The following is a 16,357-nucleotide window of genomic DNA, read 5'->3' as shown; positions in this document are numbered from 1 at the left end:
ACGCTTCCAGCTGCTTTTAAAAGTTGCCTTGGACCCACTTCTTCAATCGGTCCAGCAACGGCGCCTGTGGCTCTTCGTTGCTGTAGCTGTCGCGGCTGCCGATGCCGGAGAACGAAACTCCGTCGGACTGCTTTTGCAGGCCGTACATCAACAAGCCAACGCCAGTGGAGTAAATCGGGTTGCGCACCACGTCATCCAGGCCCTTCACGCCATGCGGCACGCCCAGGCGTACCGGCATATGGAAGATTTCCTCGGCCAGTTCAGTGGCGCCTTCCATCTTCGAAGTACCGCCGGTCAGGACGATGCCGGCCGGGATCAGGTCTTCGTAGCCGCTGCGACGCAGCTCGGCCTGAATCAGCGTGAACAGTTCGTCGTAACGCGGCTCGACCACTTCGGCCAGGGCCTGACGCGACAGTTCGCGCGGTGGACGGTCGCCGACGCTTGGCACCTTGATGGTTTCACCGGCACCGGCCAGTTTCGCCAGGGCGCAGGCGTAGCGGATCTTGATTTCTTCGGCGTACTGGGTCGGGGTGCGCAACGCCATGGCGATGTCGTTGGTCACCTGATCACCGGCAATCGGGATCACTGCGGTGTGACGGATCGCGCCTTCGGTGAAGATCGCGATGTCGGTGGTGCCGCCACCGATGTCGACCAGGCACACGCCCAGTTCTTTCTCGTCGTCGGTCAGTACCGAGTAGGCCGAGGCCAGTTGCTCGAGAATGATGTCGTCGATTTCCAGGCCACAGCGACGCACGCACTTTTCAATGTTCTGTGCGGCGTTGACGGCACAGGTGACCACGTGAACCTTGGCTTCCAGACGCACGCCGGACATGCCCAGCGGCTCACGAACGCCTTCCTGGTTATCGATCACATAATCCTGCGGCAAGGTGTGCAGCACGCGCTGGTCAGCCGGAATCGCCACGGCTTGAGCGGCGTCGAGGACGCGCTCAAGGTCGGCCGAGCTGACTTCGCGATCACGGATCGCGACGATGCCGTGGGAGTTCAGGCTGCGGATGTGATTGCCCGCCACGCCGACGAACGCCGAGTGAATGCGGCAGCCCGCCATCAGTTGGGCTTCTTCGATCGCGCGCTGGATCGACTGCACGGTGGACTCGATGTTGACCACCACGCCCTTCTTCAGGCCACGGGACGGGTGGGTACCGATCCCGACGATTTCCAGCGAGCCGTCGTCGGAGACCTCGCCGACCAGCGCCACCACCTTGGAGGTGCCGATATCGAGACCGACGATCATTTTGCCGCTTTGCACGTTTGCCATGGGTCCTGCCTCTTCTTAATTCTTTGCGACAGCGGGTTGGGCTGTCGTCGGCGCTACTGGTTCCCGCCAGCCAACAGCGAGGCCGTTGGCGTAGCGCAGATCGATGCGCGCAATGTTCGTAATCTGGTCTTTAAGTGTCTTGTCATAGATGGCGATGAAGCGGCGCATCTTTTCCACCAGGTTGCCGCGTCCCAGCAACAACTCGATGCCGGGGCCGGAACTGCCGGCACCGGTAGTCAGGAACCAACTCCCGCGTTCACGCAATTCCAGGCGCGCAATCGAGAAGCCCAATGGCCGCAGCATCTGGCTCAGCACCTGATACTGCTGCATCACTTGCTGCTGGGCCCGTTGTGGGCCGAACAGCTGTGGCAGGTGTTCGTAATTCGCCAACTCCTTTGGCGTAAACGCCTGGCCTTGGTTGTTCAATAACGACTCGTCGCCCCAACGTGCCACTGGCAGTTGCTCTTCGAGGCGGATCACCACTTGGTCCGGCCACACGCGACGGACTTCGGCGTGGGCGATCCACGGCATCTGCTCAAGCTCGGTACGCATACCGGCCAAATCGATGGTGAAGAAGCTCGACGCCACAAACGGGGCGATTCGCTGCTGCACCGCTTGCTGGCTGATGTAGCTGAGGTCGCCCTGCACGGCGATCTTGGTGATCGGCCGGTCGGCGTACGGCAGCAAACGCGTTGCGCCTTCGTAAGTACCAAAGCCCAGCACCACCAATAGCACCGGCCAGAACAGACTTTTCAGAAAGCTGAAATTGGCTTTCGGCAGGCGCGCGGACATCGGCTCTTTCGCCACCATTCGGCTGGCACCCCGTGGCACCGGCTTGCGGCCGGGTGCGGGAGGCTGATGTCGGAGCTGAGCGCCTTGCATCGTCTTAACCTCGAGCGTCTTCAACACTGGCGGCCAGAATGGCCAGAACCAGTTGCTGGAAATCCAGGCCAGCCGCACGGGCCGCCATTGGCACCAGACTGTGATCGGTCATGCCCGGTGCGGTGTTGACTTCCAGAAACCAGAACTGCCCATCGGCGTCCTGCATCACGTCCGCCCTGCCCCAACCGGCAATACCCAGCGCCTCACAGGCCTTGGCCGTGAGATCCATGAGTTGCTGTTCCTTGGCGGCATCCAGCCCGCACGGAATGCGGTACTGGGTATCGTTGGCGATGTACTTGGCGTCGTAGTCGTAGAACGTGTGCGGTGTACCCAGGGCGATAGGAGGCAACACCTGGTCACGCAGGGTGGCGATGGTGAACTCCGGACCTTGAATCCATTGCTCAACCAAGACTTGCGAATCGTAGGTACTGGCCGCTTTCCATGCGTCGATCAACTCGGACGCAGAACTCACTTTGGCCATCCCGATACTTGAACCTTCATGCGCCGGTTTGACGATCAAAGGGAAGCCCAGTTCCGTCGCCGCCGAAATACAATCGGCTTCGCTGCACAGCACGGCGTGACGCGGCGTCGGAATCCCGAGGCTGTGCCAGACCTGCTTGGTGCGCAGTTTGTCCATCGCCAGTGCCGAGGCCAGAATGCCACTGCCGGTGTACGGAATGCCCGCCACTTCGAGCAGGCCCTGCATGGAGCCGTCTTCACCGCCACGGCCGTGAAGAATGATGAACGCGCGGTCGATCTTTTCGCTGAGCAGACGTTGCAGAATGTCGTCGCCAACGTCGATGCCGAATGCGTCCACGCCAGCACTTTGCAGCGCTTCAAGTACGGCGTTACCGGATTTCAGCGAAACCTCACGCTCGGCACTCAGCCCGCCAAAGAGCACGGCGACACGACCGAAGTCTTTCGGCGCGATGGTGGAGAACAGGTTGGCGTAGGCAGCAGTCATTTCAACTTCCCCTCGACCGACGCCGCCACGGCGCCAGCGAACAATTCACTTTTCAACAGCTTCGGCGCGAGACCGCCGATATCACCGGCGCCCTGGCACAGCAGGATGTCGCCGGCACGCAGCAGCGGCTTGACCAGCGGCGCCAGATCGACGCCGCGCTCGATGTAGATCGGGTCGAGCTGGCCGCGCTGGCGGATGCTGTTGCACAGCTTGCGGCTATCGGCGCCCGGGATCGGCTCTTCGCCGGCCGGATAGACTTCCATCAGCAGCAGCACGTTGGCGTCGGCCAATACATTGACGAAGTCGTCGTACAGGTCGCGGGTGCGGCTGTAACGGTGCGGCTGATACACCATCACCAGACGGCGCTCCGGCCAGCCACCGCGCACGGCTTTGATCACCGCCGCGACTTCGGTCGGGTGGTGACCATAGTCATCGACCAGCATCACGTTGCCGCCGTCCACCGGCAGTTCGCCGTAGACCTGGAAGCGTCGACCGACACCCTGAAAGCCCGACAGGCCCTGGACGATGGCTTCATCGCTGACGCCTTCGTCGGTGGCAATACAGATGGTCGCCAGCGAGTTGAGTACGTTGTGGTTGCCGGGCATGTTCACCGACACGTCCAGCGGCTCGCGATCAGGGCGCAGCACGGTGAAGAAGGTCTGCATGCCTTGCTGGCGGATATTGATCGCGCGCACGTCAGCGTCTTCGCTGAAGCCGTAGGTCACGGTCGGACGTTTCACCAGCGGCAGGATTTCGCGCACCACCGGATCGTCCAGGCACATCACCGCCAAACCGTAGAACGGCAGGTTGTGCAGGAACTCGACGAAGGTTTTCTTCAGTTTGTTGAAGTCACCGTCGTAGGTCGCCATGTGATCGGCGTCGATGTTGGTGACCACGGCCACCAGCGGTTGCAGATGCAGGAAACTCGCATCGCTTTCGTCGGCTTCGGCGATCAGGTAACGGCTGGTGCCGAGCTGGGCATTGGTGCCCGCCGCATTCAGACGGCCACCAATCACGAACGTCGGGTCCAGACCACCGGCGGCAAACACCGAAGCGATCAGGCTGGTGGTGGTGGTTTTGCCGTGCGTACCGGCGACGGCGATGCCGTGGCGATAGCGCATCAGCTCAGCGAGCATTTCTGCGCGCGGCACCACCGGGATACGACGCTCAAGCGCAGTCGCCACTTCCGGGTTGGAGGTGTTCACAGCGCTCGACACCACCAGCACATCGGCGGTCGCAGCGTTCTCGGCACGGTGGCCGATGAAAATATGCGCGCCGAACGATTCCAGACGCTCGGTCACCGGCGAGGCTTTCAGGTCGGAACCGGACACTTCATAGCCCAGGTTCAACAACACTTCGGCAATACCGCACATGCCCACGCCGCCGATGCCGACGAAGTGGATGCGACGGATGCGGCGCATTTCCGGTTGCGGCATGGCTTTCTGATTCTCAACCATGGGCCACCTCCAGACAGGTATCGACCACGCTACGGGTGGCATCGGGTTTCGCCAGACGGCGGGCCGCTTGGGCCATATCTTCGAGTCGTTGCGGTTGCATCAAGACCTCTGTCAGGCGCGCGGCAAGGTCCGCGGCACCAGTCGTTCTTTGCGGCATCAGGAAGGCTGCGCCTTCACGGGCCAAATAATCGGCGTTGCGGGTCTGGTGATCGTCGATCGCGTGGGGCAAAGGCACCAGCATCGAGGGCAGACCGGCGGCAGCCAGCTCACTGATGGTCAACGCGCCTGCGCGGCACACCACCAGGTCAGCCCAGCCATAGGCCTGGGCCATGTCTTTGATGAACGGCTGCACCTGCGCATCGACGCCGGCGGCGCGGTAGCGCTCTGCAGTCACTTCATCGTGGTTTTTGCCGGCCTGATGAAACACTTCCGGGCGCAAATCGGCAGCGACTTGGGCCAGGGCTTCAGGCAGCAACTTGTTCAACGGTTCTGCACCAAGGCTTCCGCCGAGGATCAGCAAACGCGCTTTGCGACCGGCCAGAGCAGGTCGCGATGTGTCGAGGAACAGCTCGCTGCGCACCGGGTTTCCGGTGGTACGGCGGGTGTCCGACAGAGTAAAGGTGTCGGGGAACGCTTCACACACCCGGGCGGCGAACGGCACCAGCAACCGATTGGCGGTGCCGGCCACAGCGTTCTGCTCATGAACGATCACCGGCACGCCGGCCAGTTTCGCGGCAAGACCACCAGGACCAGTCACATAGCCACCGAAGCCGACCACACACACTGGCTTCAAGCGACGAATGATCGCACGCGCCTGCCATACCGATTTCAGCAGCATGAACGGCGCCTTGAGCAGCGACAGCTTGCCCTTGCCACGCAGGCCCGTAGCGTTGATGCGGTGCAGTTCAAGACCTGCGGCCGGCACCAGTTCGTTTTCAATTCCGCGTGGCGTGCCGAGCCAGTGCACGGTGTAGCCGCGCGCCTGAAACTCGCGGGCACAAGCCAGCGCCGGGAACACGTGGCCGCCGGTTCCGCCGGCCATGATCAATACGTTAGCGCCCATGATTCGGCTCCTCGGCGAAGTCGCTCTCATGGAATTCCATCTCTTCACTGCCCAAGTGGGTTCGACTCTCCCACTCGATCCTCAATAACAAGCCAAGACATGCACAGCAGATCACCAACGAACTGCCGCCGTAACTGAGGAACGGCAAGGTAAGACCTTTGGTGGGCAGCAGGCCGACGTTCACACCGATGTTGATCAGGAACTGACCAATCCACAGGAACGACAAACCGTAAGCCACATAAGCGGCGAAGAACTGTTTGGCTTTCTCCGCCCACAAGCCGATGTACATGCCGCGAATACACACGAACACGAACAACGCGACGGTGCACAGCGAACCCACCGCGCCGAGTTCTTCAGCCAATACCGAGAACACGAAGTCGGTGTGCGCTTCCGGCAGGTAGAACTGCTTCTGCACGCTGTTGCCCAGGCCCACACCCAGCCATTCGCCACGACCGAAAGCGATCAAGGCTTGCGACAACTGATAACCGGCGCCGAACTGGTCAGCCCAGGGGTCAGCGAAGTTGGTCAGACGCGCCATACGGTAAGGCTGCATTTGAATCAGCAAGACCACGGCCCCGACCGCCAACACCACCATCAGCGAGAAGCGGAACAACCCGACCCCGCCGAGGAATAGCATGGCCGCCGCAGCGCCCATCATCACCACGGTGGCACCGAAGTCCGGCTCCATCAGCAACAGGCCGGCCATCGGCAGCAGCACGATGAATGGTTTGAAGAAGCCCATCCAGCTCTCGCGCACTTCCTTCTGACGCCGCACCAGATAACCGGCGAGGTAGATCACCACGAACACTTTGGCGATTTCCGACGGCTGCACGTTGAAGAAGCTGAAACCGATCCAGCGCATCGAACCGTTCACTTCGCGGCCGATGCCGGGGATGATCACCATCACCAACAAGCCGAACGCACCGATCAGCATCAGCCAGCCGAGACGTTGCCAGGTGGCGATCGGAATCATCATGGTGACGATGCACGCGCCCAGTCCGAGTACCACATAAATAAGGTGGCGAATCATGTAATACAGCGGGCTGCCCGACTGCGCCGCCGCCACTTCGGTGGACGCCGAGGCAATCATGATCAGGCCAAGACCGAGCAGTGCCAGGCAACCGGCGAGCATCGGGAAATCGAGGTCGATGCCGCGCCCGGTGATGATCGGCGACGGGTACGGCTTGATGATATTGAACAGACTCATGCCAGTTCCTCCACAGCGCGGACGAACTGGTGACCACGGTCTTCATAATTCTTGAACATGTCGAAACTGGCGCAGGCCGGCGACAGCAGCACGACGTCACCCGGTTGGGCGGCAGAGCGGCATTGCGCAACGGCGTCAACCAGTGAGGTCGCGCGAATCAATGGCACGGCATCACCGATGGCATCGCCGATCTTGTCGGAGTCACGGCCCATCAGGATCACGGCGCGACAGTTGGCCGCCACCGGATCACGCAGATCGTTGAATTCGGCACCCTTGCCATCGCCACCGGCAATCAGGATGACCTTGCCGTCGATGTCCGCACCCAGGCCTTCGATGGCGGCCAGAGCGGCACCAACGTTGGTGGCTTTGGAATCGTTGTAATACGCCACACCGTCGAGATCACGTACCCACTGGCAGCGATGTTCGAGACCGGCGAAAGTGCGCAGGGCCGAGAGCATGGCGTCGAACGGCAGGCCCACGGCATGCCCAAGCGCCAATGCCGCGAGGGCGTTGGACTGGTTGTGTGCGCCACGAATCTTCAGTTCACGCACGGGCATCAGGTTCTGGAATTCGAAGGCCAGGTATTTCTCGCCGTCTTCTTCGCGGATACCGAAGGCTTTGAAATCCGGTTTGGTCAGACCGAAGGTCCAGCACGGCTGGCCCTCGCCCATCAACGGACGGGTCAGCGCATCCTGACGGTTGACCACGAACTGCTTCGCGCCACGGAAAATCCGATGCTTGGCCAGGTGGTACGCCGGCAGACCGCTGTAGCGATCCATGTGGTCTTCGCTGATGTTCAGCACGGTGGCCACTTCAGCGTTGAGCTGGTCGGTGGTTTCCAGTTGGAAACTCGACAGTTCCATCACGTACAGCTCGACGTCGTCGCTGAGTAGATCCAGCGCCGGGGTGCCGAGGTTACCGCCGACGGCGACGCGTTTGCCGGCCGCAGCCGCCATCTCGCCAACCAGGGTGGTGACGGTGCTCTTCGCGTTGGAACCGCTGATGGCCACGATCGGCGCCCGCGCGTTACGCGCGAACAGCTCGATGTCGCCGGACAGTTTCACGCCACGGGCCGCGGCGGCTTGCAGGGCCGGGGTCGCCAGCGCCAGGCCGGGGCTCACGTAGAGCTCGTCGGCACGGCAGAGGAATTCGACGTCCAGCTCGCCACAACGCACTTCCACGTGCGGATAGTCACGCTTGAGCGTGGCCAGTTCCGGTGGATTTTCCCGCGTGTCCGCCACGGCAAACGACGTGCCCCGGTTCGCCAGGAAGCGAACCAGGGACATGCCGCTCTTGCCGAGGCCGACAACGATGCGGAAGTGGTCAGAAGCGATCAGAGACACTCGTTCTACCTCAGCTTCAGGGTGGCAAGGCCGACCAACACGAGAATCACGGTGATGATCCAGAAACGGACGATCACGCGCGGCTCGGGCCAGCCCTTGAGTTCAAAGTGGTGGTGTATCGGTGCCATGCGGAACACACGGCGACCGGTCAGCTTAAAGGACGCAACCTGAATGACGACTGACAGGGTTTCCATCACGAACACGCCGCCCATGATGAACAGGACGATTTCCTGACGGACGATCACCGCGATGGTGCCCAGTGCCGCGCCGAGTGCCAGTGCACCGACGTCACCCATGAACACTTGCGCCGGATAGGTGTTGAACCAGAGGAAGCCGAGGCCGGCACCGATCAGCGCGCCGCAGAACACGATCAGTTCGCCCGCGCCCGGCACGTAAGGGATCAACAGGTATTCAGCGAATTTCACGTTACCCGACAGGTAGCAGAAGATGCCGAGGCCACCGCCGACCATCACGGTCGGCATGATTGCCAGGCCATCAAGGCCGTCAGTCAGGTTGACCGCGTTGCTCGAGCCGACGATCACAAAGTAAGTCAGCACGATGAAGCCCAAGCCCAGCGGAATGCTGTAGTCCTTGAGCATCGGCAGAATCAGCGTGGTTTCCACCGGCGTGGAAGCGGTCATATAAAGGAAGATCGCCGCGCCGAGGCCGAACACCGACTGCCAGAAATACTTCCAGCGGCTCGGCAAGCCACGGGAGTTCTTCTCGATGACTTTGCGGTAATCGTCGACCCAGCCGATGGCGCCGAACAGCAAGGTCACCAGCAAAACAGTCCAGACGTAGCGGTTGCTCAGGTCAGCCCAAAGCAAGGTGCTGACGCCGATCGACGACAGAATCAGTGCGCCGCCCATGGTCGGTGTACCCGACTTGGACAGGTGCGATTGCGGACCGTCGTTACGAACGGACTGGCCGATCTGACGGTTCTGCAAAGTGCGGATCATCCACGGGCCATAGCACAGCGACAAAACCAGCGCGGTCAGCACACCGAGAATCCCGCGCAGGGTCAGGTACTGAAAGACCGCGAAGCCTTTGTAGAACTGTTGCAGATACTCCGCTAGCAGCAGCAGCATTAATGTTTCTCCAGACTGGACCCGCACAGAGCCGCAACGATGTTTTCCATCGCTGCACTGCGCGAACCCTTGATCAAAATGGTGGTGTTTGTGTCCTGCTCGGCGTCGAGGGCCTGAATCAGTTCGGCTTGCGTGCCGAAGTGATACGCCTGTTCACCGAAAGCGTTTACGGCGTGAACCATGTTTGGCCCAACGGCATAAAGCGCGGAAACCTTGCCCCGGGCGTACTCGCCCACGTCGCGGTGCCCCTGCTCCGCCCAATCGCCCAACTCGCCGATATCTCCGAGCACCAGGACGGTGCGGCCGGAAAAGCCGGCGAGTATATCAACGGCCGCGCACATCGAGGTGGGGTTTGCGTTGTAAGTGTCATCGATCACGCGCATACCGTTCTTCGCCAGTTGCGCGACGGTGCGACCCTTGACCGATTGCACGGCGCCAAGCCCGGTGGCGATGCCGAACAGCGACACACCCAGGGCGTGAGCGGCAGCGGCGGCGGCCATGGAATTGGCGACGTTGTGGGTGCCGAGCAGGTTCAGTTGAACGCGCTCGACACCTTCAGGTGTGTGCAGATTGAAGGCCGGGCAACCGCGTGCATCGGTGCTCAGGTCGCTGGCGTAGAAGTCAGCCTGAACGTTGTTCAGGGCGAAAGTCAGCACCTTGCGAGCGCCCGCACGGGTCTTCCAGATACCTAAGGCTTTGTCATCGAGGTTGAGCACGGCGACACCATCAGCCGCCAGCCCGTCGATGATTTCGCCTTTGGCTTCGACGATTTTTTCCGGGCCGCCAAACTCACCGACGTGCGCGGTGCCGGCATTGTTGAGGATCGCCACGTGAGGCTTGGTCAGGCCAACGGTGTAAGCGATTTCGCCGAGACGCGAGGCGCCCAGTTCGATCACCGCCGAGGTGTGCTCCGGGGCCAGTTCGAGCAGGGTCAGCGGCGCGCCGAGGTCGTTGTTCAGATTGCCACGGGTCGCCAGTACCGGACCGCGGGTGCGCAGGATGCTCGCGAGCATCTCCTTGACCGTGGTCTTGCCGCTGGAACCGGTGATCGCGGCGACTGGTTGAGTGAAGGCAGCACGGTTCAGCGCACCCAATTGGCCGAGGGCCTGACGGGTGTCTTTGACCAGCAGTTGCGGCAAGGTGCTGTCGGCGACTTCGCGCTCGACCAGCGCAGCCACGGCGCCTTTTGCAGCGACGTCATTCAAATAGTCATGACCGTCGAAACGCGGACCGGTCAACGCAATAAACAGTTGGCCGGGCTGAATCGCGCGGCTGTCGATGCTGACGCCGTCGAAGCTGGCATCGGCGGCGATCAAACGTGCGTCGAGCGCGTTGGTCAGTTCGCTGAGTTTGAGGGCCTTAAGCATGGGCCACCTCCCACGCGGTCAGGGCGTGATCAGCCTCGACCAGATCGGAGAAGGCATGGCGCTCGCCGTTGATTTCCTGGTAGTCCTCATGACCTTTACCGGCCAGGACAATCACGTCATCAGCCGAGGCGCCGGCAATCAGTTGTGCAATCGCCTGACCACGGCCGGCGACGAAGGTGACTTTATCCACAGCCGTGAAACCGGCGCGGATGTCGTCGAAAATCACTGCAGGGTCTTCAGTACGCGGGTTGTCGTCGGTAACCAGCACTTGATCAGCCAGACGCTCGACCACTTCGGCCATCAACGGACGTTTGCCGCGATCACGATCACCGCCGCAGCCAAACAGGCACAGCAGTTGACCTTTGACGTGCGGGCGCAATGCGCTCAGGACTTTTTCCAGCGCATCCGGGGTGTGGGCGTAATCGACCACCACCAAAGGCTGATTGCCACCGCCAAGACGCTGCATGCGCCCGGCCGGGCCTTCGAGTTTCGGCAGTACTTTGAGAATTTCGTCGAGCGCGTAATCCAGACCGAGCAAGGCACCGACGGCTGCCAGTACGTTGCTCAGATTGAAGCGGCCGAGCAGCGTGCTGCGCAGATGATGCTCGCCCTGCGGCGTCACCAATGTGGCGCGCACACCGTGGTCGTCGAACTGCGCTTCACGGCAGAACAGGTAAGCGCTGCTGTCGAGCAGGCTGTAGGTGATCAAGCGCGATTCGCGTTTTTCAGCGGCCAGTTGCCGGCCAAAATCGTCGTCGAGGTTGACCACACGGCACTTCAGATCATTCCAGGCGAACAGCTTGGCCTTGGCCTCTGCGTACGCCTGCATGGTGCCGTGATAGTCAAGGTGGTCGCGGGACAGGTTGGTCATCACTGCGACGTCGAACGCCAGCGCAGTGACGCGGCCCTGATCCAGACCGTGGGACGATACTTCCATGGCCACGGCTTTGGCGCCGGCCTTTTTCAGGTCGCCCAAGGTCGCTTGCACAGCGATCGGATTCGGCGTGGTGTGCAGACCGCTTTGCAGTGCGCCATAGAAGCCGGAACCCAAGGTGCCGACGATGCCGCAATGCTGACCGAGTAGGTCCAGCGCCTGCGCAACCAATTGGGTCACGCTGGTCTTGCCGTTGGTGCCGGTCACACCGATCAGGTTCAGATGATGGCTTGGCTCACCGTAAAAACGCCCGGCGATGTCCGACAGCTGCGCTGCCAGGCCTTTGACCGGAATCAGCGGCACGTCAGTGATCGGCAGCACGGTGGCGCCTTCCACTTCATAAGCAACCGCAGCTGCGCCACGTTGCAGGGCATCGGCAATGTGTGCACGGCCATCGAATTTGCCGCCAGGCACGGCGAGGAACAAATCGCCCGCGCGCACGTTGCGGCTGTCCAGCGCCAATTCACGGATCAACAGATCGTGGCCGGCGTGGGGGAATATCTTGTTCAGACTTAATGACATCAGCCGCGCCCTCCATTGGCTTTCAGCGGAATGACCGGGGTAGCGTTGGCTTGTTGCGTCGTCGGCAAGTTGTCCGGCGTCACGTTCATCAGACGCAGGGTGCCGGACATCACACGGCTGAACACCGGCGCGGAAACCAGACCACCGAAGTAACCGGCCTTGCTTGGTTCATCGATCACCACAACGATCGCGTAACGCGGATCGCTCATCGGGCCGAAACCGGCGAACAACGAGCGGTAAGAATTTTCCGCGTAGCCCTTGGTGCCCACCGAAGTCTTGCGCGCAGTACCCGACTTGCCCGCCACGTGATACGCCGGCACCTGCGCACGGAACACGCCGCGTGGCGCTTCGATCACCTGGGTAAGCATGCCTTGCAAGGTTTTCGCGACGGCTTCCGGCAGCACTTGCGTGGTCTGCGGTGGCTTGTCGGTTTTGATCAGGGTCAGCGGCGCGAGACGACCGTTGTTGGCCAGCGCCGAGAACGCGTGGACGAGTTGAATCGCGGTTACGGAAATACCGTAGCCGTAAGAAAGCGTTGCGGTTTCAGCCTTGCGCCAATCGCGGTAGTTCGGCAGGTTGCCGACACGTTCGCCCGGGAAGCCAAGGCCGGTGTCCTGGCCAAGACCGACTTTCTGCGCGAGGCGGAAAATGGTTTCGCCGCCGATATCGAACGCGACCTTACTCATGCCAACGTTACTGGAATTGATCAGGATGCCGGTCAGGTCGAGCACCGGCCCTTCACTCTTGGAAACGTCCTTGATCGTGTACTTGCCGATCTGCAGGGAGCCCGGATACACCTCGACGGTGTCGCTCGGTTTCCAGCGGCCGGTTTCGATTGCAGCGGCCATCGAGATGGCTTTCATGGTCGAACCCGGCTCGAACACGTCGATCATCGCGCGGTTACGCATCATCGCCGGTTGCAGGTTGCGACGGTTGTTCGGGTTGTAGGTCGGCTGGTTGACCATGGCCAGAATCTCGCCGGTCTTGACATCCATGATCACCAGACTGCCGGCCTTGGCGCCGTTCTCGATGATCGCGTTACGCAGTTCGCGGTTGGCCAGATATTGCAGACGCAGGTCAATGGACAACGCCAAGGGCTTGCCGGCCTTGGCGTTTTTGGTGACCTGGACATCCTTGATCAGCCGTCCGCGCCGATCCTTGATGACCTGTCGTTTGCCCGGCACCCCGGCGAGCCATTCGTCATAAGCCAGTTCGACACCTTCGCGACCGTGGTCGTCGATGTCGGTAAACCCGACCATGTGTGCGGTGACTTCACCGGCCGGATAGAACCGGCGGAATTCTTCGATGCCATAAACGCCCGGCACTTTCAGATCGAGCACAGACTGGCCCTGCTCGGGGGTCAGCCCGCGCACCAGATAAATGAATTCTTTGTTGGCCTGGGCTTCGAGGCGTTCGGTCAGGGCTTTCGGGTCCTGCCCCAGCGCGGCAGCGAGTGCCGGCCACTTCTCTTTCGCCGTTTGCATTTCCTTGGCGTTGGCCCACAGCGTGGTCACCGGGGTACTCACGGCCAACGGTTCGCCGTTACGGTCGGTGATCAGACCACGGTGAGCCGGAATCGGAATGTGACGCAGGCTGCGCGCATCGCCCTGACCTTTGAGGAAGTCACGGTCAACCACTTGCAGGTCGATGATGCGCCAGCAGATCGCCGCGACCATCACGCCGAGCAGCGCCACCATCAGGCGGAAGCGCCATGGGAACAGTGCGCCTTCGAGTTTCATCATGGCGCCACCATCTTCACGTCAGCCGCGCCGGGAATGTGCATTTTCAGTTGTTCGGTGGCCAGCACTTCGATGCGGCTGTGTGCGGTCCAGGTGCTCTGCTCAAGAATCAGACGGCCCCACTCGGCCTGCGCCTTGTCGCGCACGCTGAGTTCGTTATAAAGGGTATTGAGCAACTGTCGGTTCCAGTGCGCGCTGTACGACACGGCGATGGCCGAGACGAGCACGCCGATGAACAGCAGCAGCATCAGAAAGCTGCCGCCGGGCAGTGGCTTGGCGAAAAGCTTGCTCACCGCAGCTTCTCCGCGACGCGCATGACGGCGCTACGGGAACGTGGGTTGGCTTTGAGTTCGGCGTCGGAGGCCGTCTGCGCTTTGCCATGGACTTTGATTTTCGGTTCGAACGCGACGTGGCGAACGGGCAGGTTGCGCGGCAGGTTGTCGGCTTCGCCTTTCACTAGCTTGCGCATGAACAGTTTGACGATACGGTCTTCCAGCGAGTGGAAGCTGATCACCACCAGACGGCCGCCAACTTCCAGAGCATCCAGTGCGGCTTCGAGGCCGGCTTCCAGATCACCCAGTTCGTTGTTGACGTGAATGCGCAAACCCTGGAAGGCACGGGTGGCCGGGTTCTTGCCCTTTTCCCATGCCGGGTTGGCGACTTTCAACACTTCAGCCAGATCGGCAGTGCGCTCGAACGGCTTGATATCGCGACGCTCGGCGACGGCACGGGCCATGCGACCGGAGAAACGCTCTTCGCCGTATTCCTTGAACACCCGGGCGATTTCTTCAGCCGGCGCAGTGTTGACGAACTCGGCAGCGCTGATGCCGCGGGACGGATCCATGCGCATGTCCAGCGGGCCGTCGTTAAGGAAACTGAAGCCGCGCTCAGCGTCATCGAGCTGCGGCGAAGACACGCCGAGGTCGAGCAGAATACCGCTGACCTTGCCGCTCAGACCTTGTTCAGCGACGACGGAACCGAGCTCGGCAAAGCTGCGCTGCACAACGACAAAGCGGCCGTCTTCGGCCGCTAGCGTTTGCCCGGTGGCAATCGCTTGTGGATCTTTGTCGAATCCGATGAGCCGACCGTCCGTGCCAAGCTGGCTGAGGATCAACCGGCTGTGTCCGCCGCGCCCGAACGTGCCGTCCAGATAGCAGCCATCAGGACGTACGGCGAGAGCCTCGACGGCTTCGTCAAGCAGTACGGTGATGTGGTTAAAGCCGCTATCAATAGTCACAGGATCAAATCACGCAGTTCATCAGGCATCGCGCCCGGTTGTTGAATGGCAGCAAGGTCAGCGGCAGATACCGCATTCCATGCATCCTCGTCCCACAATTGGAACTTGTTCAGTTGGCCTACCAGCATCGCGCGCTTATCGAGCCTGGCGTATTCGCGCAAACGCGGTGGAACCAGAAAACGGCCACTGCCATCGAGCTCGAGGTCGACGGCGTTGCCGATCAATAAACGCTGCAAGCGGCGGTTCTCTTCGCGAAGCGAAGGGAGTGCGCGCAACTTGGTTTCAATAATTTCCCACTCGTCGAGCGGATAGACACACAGACACGGATCAACGGCATCAATGGTCACGATCAATTGGCCGGAACTGCGCGAATCGAGCTCGTCACGGTACCGGCTCGGCATAGCGAGACGGCCCTTTGCGTCGAGACTGATAGCGTTAGCTCCGCGAAACACGTCTGCGTTTCTCCAATTTTTATCGTTTTGAGCTCAAAAAACCCACTTCATGCCACTTTCCGCCACTTGCGCACACTATAGGAATGCGCCCACCACACCGTCAAGGCGCGGATTAAAGGAAAACCCTTACAGAACGGAGATTTAGGAGCATAAAAGGAGGAGTAACGACAATTTGGCGGAGACTTTCGACCCATAACTTGATGCAGCACTGATAGCTGCGCTCGAAAGTTAAAGTAATTTGTTAAGAGTAAGATTTTTTCGGTATTACGAAAGCGCTTCTGCTGTTGATTGAAGCAAGGTGGGAAATGGCTATTACTGCGTGTGCCGCTGCCGAACTTTCAGAGCAGGCCTGCTGATATTACACAGCCCTGTTGCCAATGATTCAAGCAGGGAAAGAAAAAGGTGGAGAGTCGATCTGTAAGCCGGGTTCTGTCTTGAACAGTCATTCGTCTACGATGGCCATCACTGGACATCTTTAGCAACCTACCCGGTCCCAGCGCGGGCCACGCCTTGGGACCCTATTTGGTCTTGCTCCAAGTGGGGTTTACCTAGCCACGAACTGTTGCCAGACGTGCGGTGCGCTCTTACCGCACCTTTTCACCCTTACCGGCACCGAAGCGCTTAGGCGGTTATTTTCTGTGGCACTTTCCGTAGGCTCACGCCTCCCAGGCATTACCTGGCACTTCGCCCTATGGAGCCCGGACTTTCCTCCCCCCCCTAATTTTCATAGAGGGCAGCGACTGTCCGATCGACTCTCCGCCGCGAAGGTTAACGGCAGAGCGCCCGAAGAACAAGCGCTAAAAGCCTCAAGACCGCTATGGGCGAC

14 protein-coding genes and 1 other RNA gene are annotated in these 16,357 nt (G+C 60.9%); all 15 read right to left on the bottom strand.

Translation table 11 applies throughout. From position 1 onward, the window contains the following. Positions 1–16 precede the first annotated feature (16 nt). Complete coding sequence (ftsA, locus tag ACI514_RS00710) at positions 17–1,276, bottom strand: cell division protein FtsA (protein WP_007916987.1); 1,260 nt, start codon at positions 1,274–1,276, stop codon at positions 17–19. A 15-nt stretch (positions 1,277–1,291) separates the two neighbouring features. Beyond that, positions 1,292–2,158, bottom strand: coding sequence for a cell division protein FtsQ/DivIB (locus tag ACI514_RS00705; protein WP_160059345.1), 867 nt, complete (start codon positions 2,156–2,158; stop codon positions 1,292–1,294). 4 nt (positions 2,159–2,162) lie between these two features. After that, on the bottom strand, positions 2,163–3,122 hold the full coding sequence (locus tag ACI514_RS00700; RefSeq protein ID WP_160059346.1) for a D-alanine--D-alanine ligase: 960 nt from the start codon (positions 3,120–3,122) through the stop codon (positions 2,163–2,165). After that, a complete protein-coding gene (gene murC, locus ACI514_RS00695; protein ID WP_077574475.1) occupies positions 3,119–4,579 on the bottom strand; it encodes a UDP-N-acetylmuramate--L-alanine ligase in 1,461 nt (486 codons plus the stop codon). Before murC ends, ACI514_RS00700 begins: the two co-directional genes overlap by 4 nt. Then, positions 4,572–5,642 carry an undecaprenyldiphospho-muramoylpentapeptide beta-N-acetylglucosaminyltransferase gene (murG, locus tag ACI514_RS00690; protein ID WP_064392864.1) on the bottom strand — a complete coding sequence of 357 codons (1,071 nt, stop codon included), beginning with the start codon at positions 5,640–5,642 and terminating at the stop codon, positions 4,572–4,574. The genes murC and murG overlap by 8 nt, the downstream gene beginning before the upstream one ends. Further along, complete coding sequence (gene ftsW / locus ACI514_RS00685) at positions 5,632–6,849, bottom strand: putative lipid II flippase FtsW (RefSeq protein ID WP_016987575.1); 1,218 nt, start codon at positions 6,847–6,849, stop codon at positions 5,632–5,634. The genes murG and ftsW overlap by 11 nt, the downstream gene beginning before the upstream one ends. Continuing rightward, positions 6,846–8,192, bottom strand: coding sequence for a UDP-N-acetylmuramoyl-L-alanine--D-glutamate ligase (gene murD / locus ACI514_RS00680; RefSeq protein WP_160059348.1), 1,347 nt, complete (start codon positions 8,190–8,192; stop codon positions 6,846–6,848). The genes ftsW and murD overlap by 4 nt, the downstream gene beginning before the upstream one ends. Positions 8,193–8,197: 5 nt before the next feature. After that, complete coding sequence (gene mraY, locus ACI514_RS00675; protein ID WP_008082775.1) at positions 8,198–9,280, bottom strand: phospho-N-acetylmuramoyl-pentapeptide-transferase; 1,083 nt, start codon at positions 9,278–9,280, stop codon at positions 8,198–8,200. Then, the gene (murF, locus tag ACI514_RS00670) at positions 9,280–10,647 is read right to left on the bottom strand and encodes a UDP-N-acetylmuramoyl-tripeptide--D-alanyl-D-alanine ligase (RefSeq protein WP_160059349.1); all 1,368 of its coding nucleotides are present in this window, start codon (positions 10,645–10,647) and stop codon (positions 9,280–9,282) included. Before murF ends, mraY begins: the two co-directional genes overlap by 1 nt. Then, complete coding sequence (locus ACI514_RS00665) at positions 10,640–12,103, bottom strand: UDP-N-acetylmuramoyl-L-alanyl-D-glutamate--2,6-diaminopimelate ligase (protein ID WP_160059350.1); 1,464 nt, start codon at positions 12,101–12,103, stop codon at positions 10,640–10,642. The genes murF and ACI514_RS00665 overlap by 8 nt, the downstream gene beginning before the upstream one ends. Further along, complete coding sequence (locus ACI514_RS00660; protein WP_174244529.1) at positions 12,103–13,842, bottom strand: penicillin-binding protein 2; 1,740 nt, start codon at positions 13,840–13,842, stop codon at positions 12,103–12,105. The genes ACI514_RS00665 and ACI514_RS00660 overlap by 1 nt, the downstream gene beginning before the upstream one ends. After that, complete coding sequence (ftsL, locus tag ACI514_RS00655; RefSeq protein ID WP_007917008.1) at positions 13,842–14,135, bottom strand: cell division protein FtsL; 294 nt, start codon at positions 14,133–14,135, stop codon at positions 13,842–13,844. The genes ACI514_RS00660 and ftsL overlap by 1 nt, the downstream gene beginning before the upstream one ends. After that, positions 14,132–15,079, bottom strand: coding sequence for a 16S rRNA (cytosine(1402)-N(4))-methyltransferase RsmH (gene rsmH, locus ACI514_RS00650; protein WP_007917010.1), 948 nt, complete (start codon positions 15,077–15,079; stop codon positions 14,132–14,134). The genes ftsL and rsmH overlap by 4 nt, the downstream gene beginning before the upstream one ends. Further along, entirely contained in the window at positions 15,076–15,531 is a 456-nt protein-coding gene (gene mraZ / locus ACI514_RS00645) for a division/cell wall cluster transcriptional repressor MraZ (protein WP_090286131.1), read from the bottom strand. The genes rsmH and mraZ overlap by 4 nt, the downstream gene beginning before the upstream one ends. A gap of 402 nt (positions 15,532–15,933) precedes the next feature. Next, positions 15,934–16,287: RNase P RNA component class A (gene rnpB / locus ACI514_RS00640), an RNA gene on the bottom strand. Between the last annotated feature and the right edge of the window lie 70 nt (positions 16,288–16,357).

Source organism: Pseudomonas sp. M20 (assembly GCF_045037865.1).
Taxonomy (GTDB): domain Bacteria; phylum Pseudomonadota; class Gammaproteobacteria; order Pseudomonadales; family Pseudomonadaceae; genus Aquipseudomonas.
Note: the sequence above shows the minus strand (reverse complement) of the source record. Positions and strands in the feature narration are given on the sequence as shown.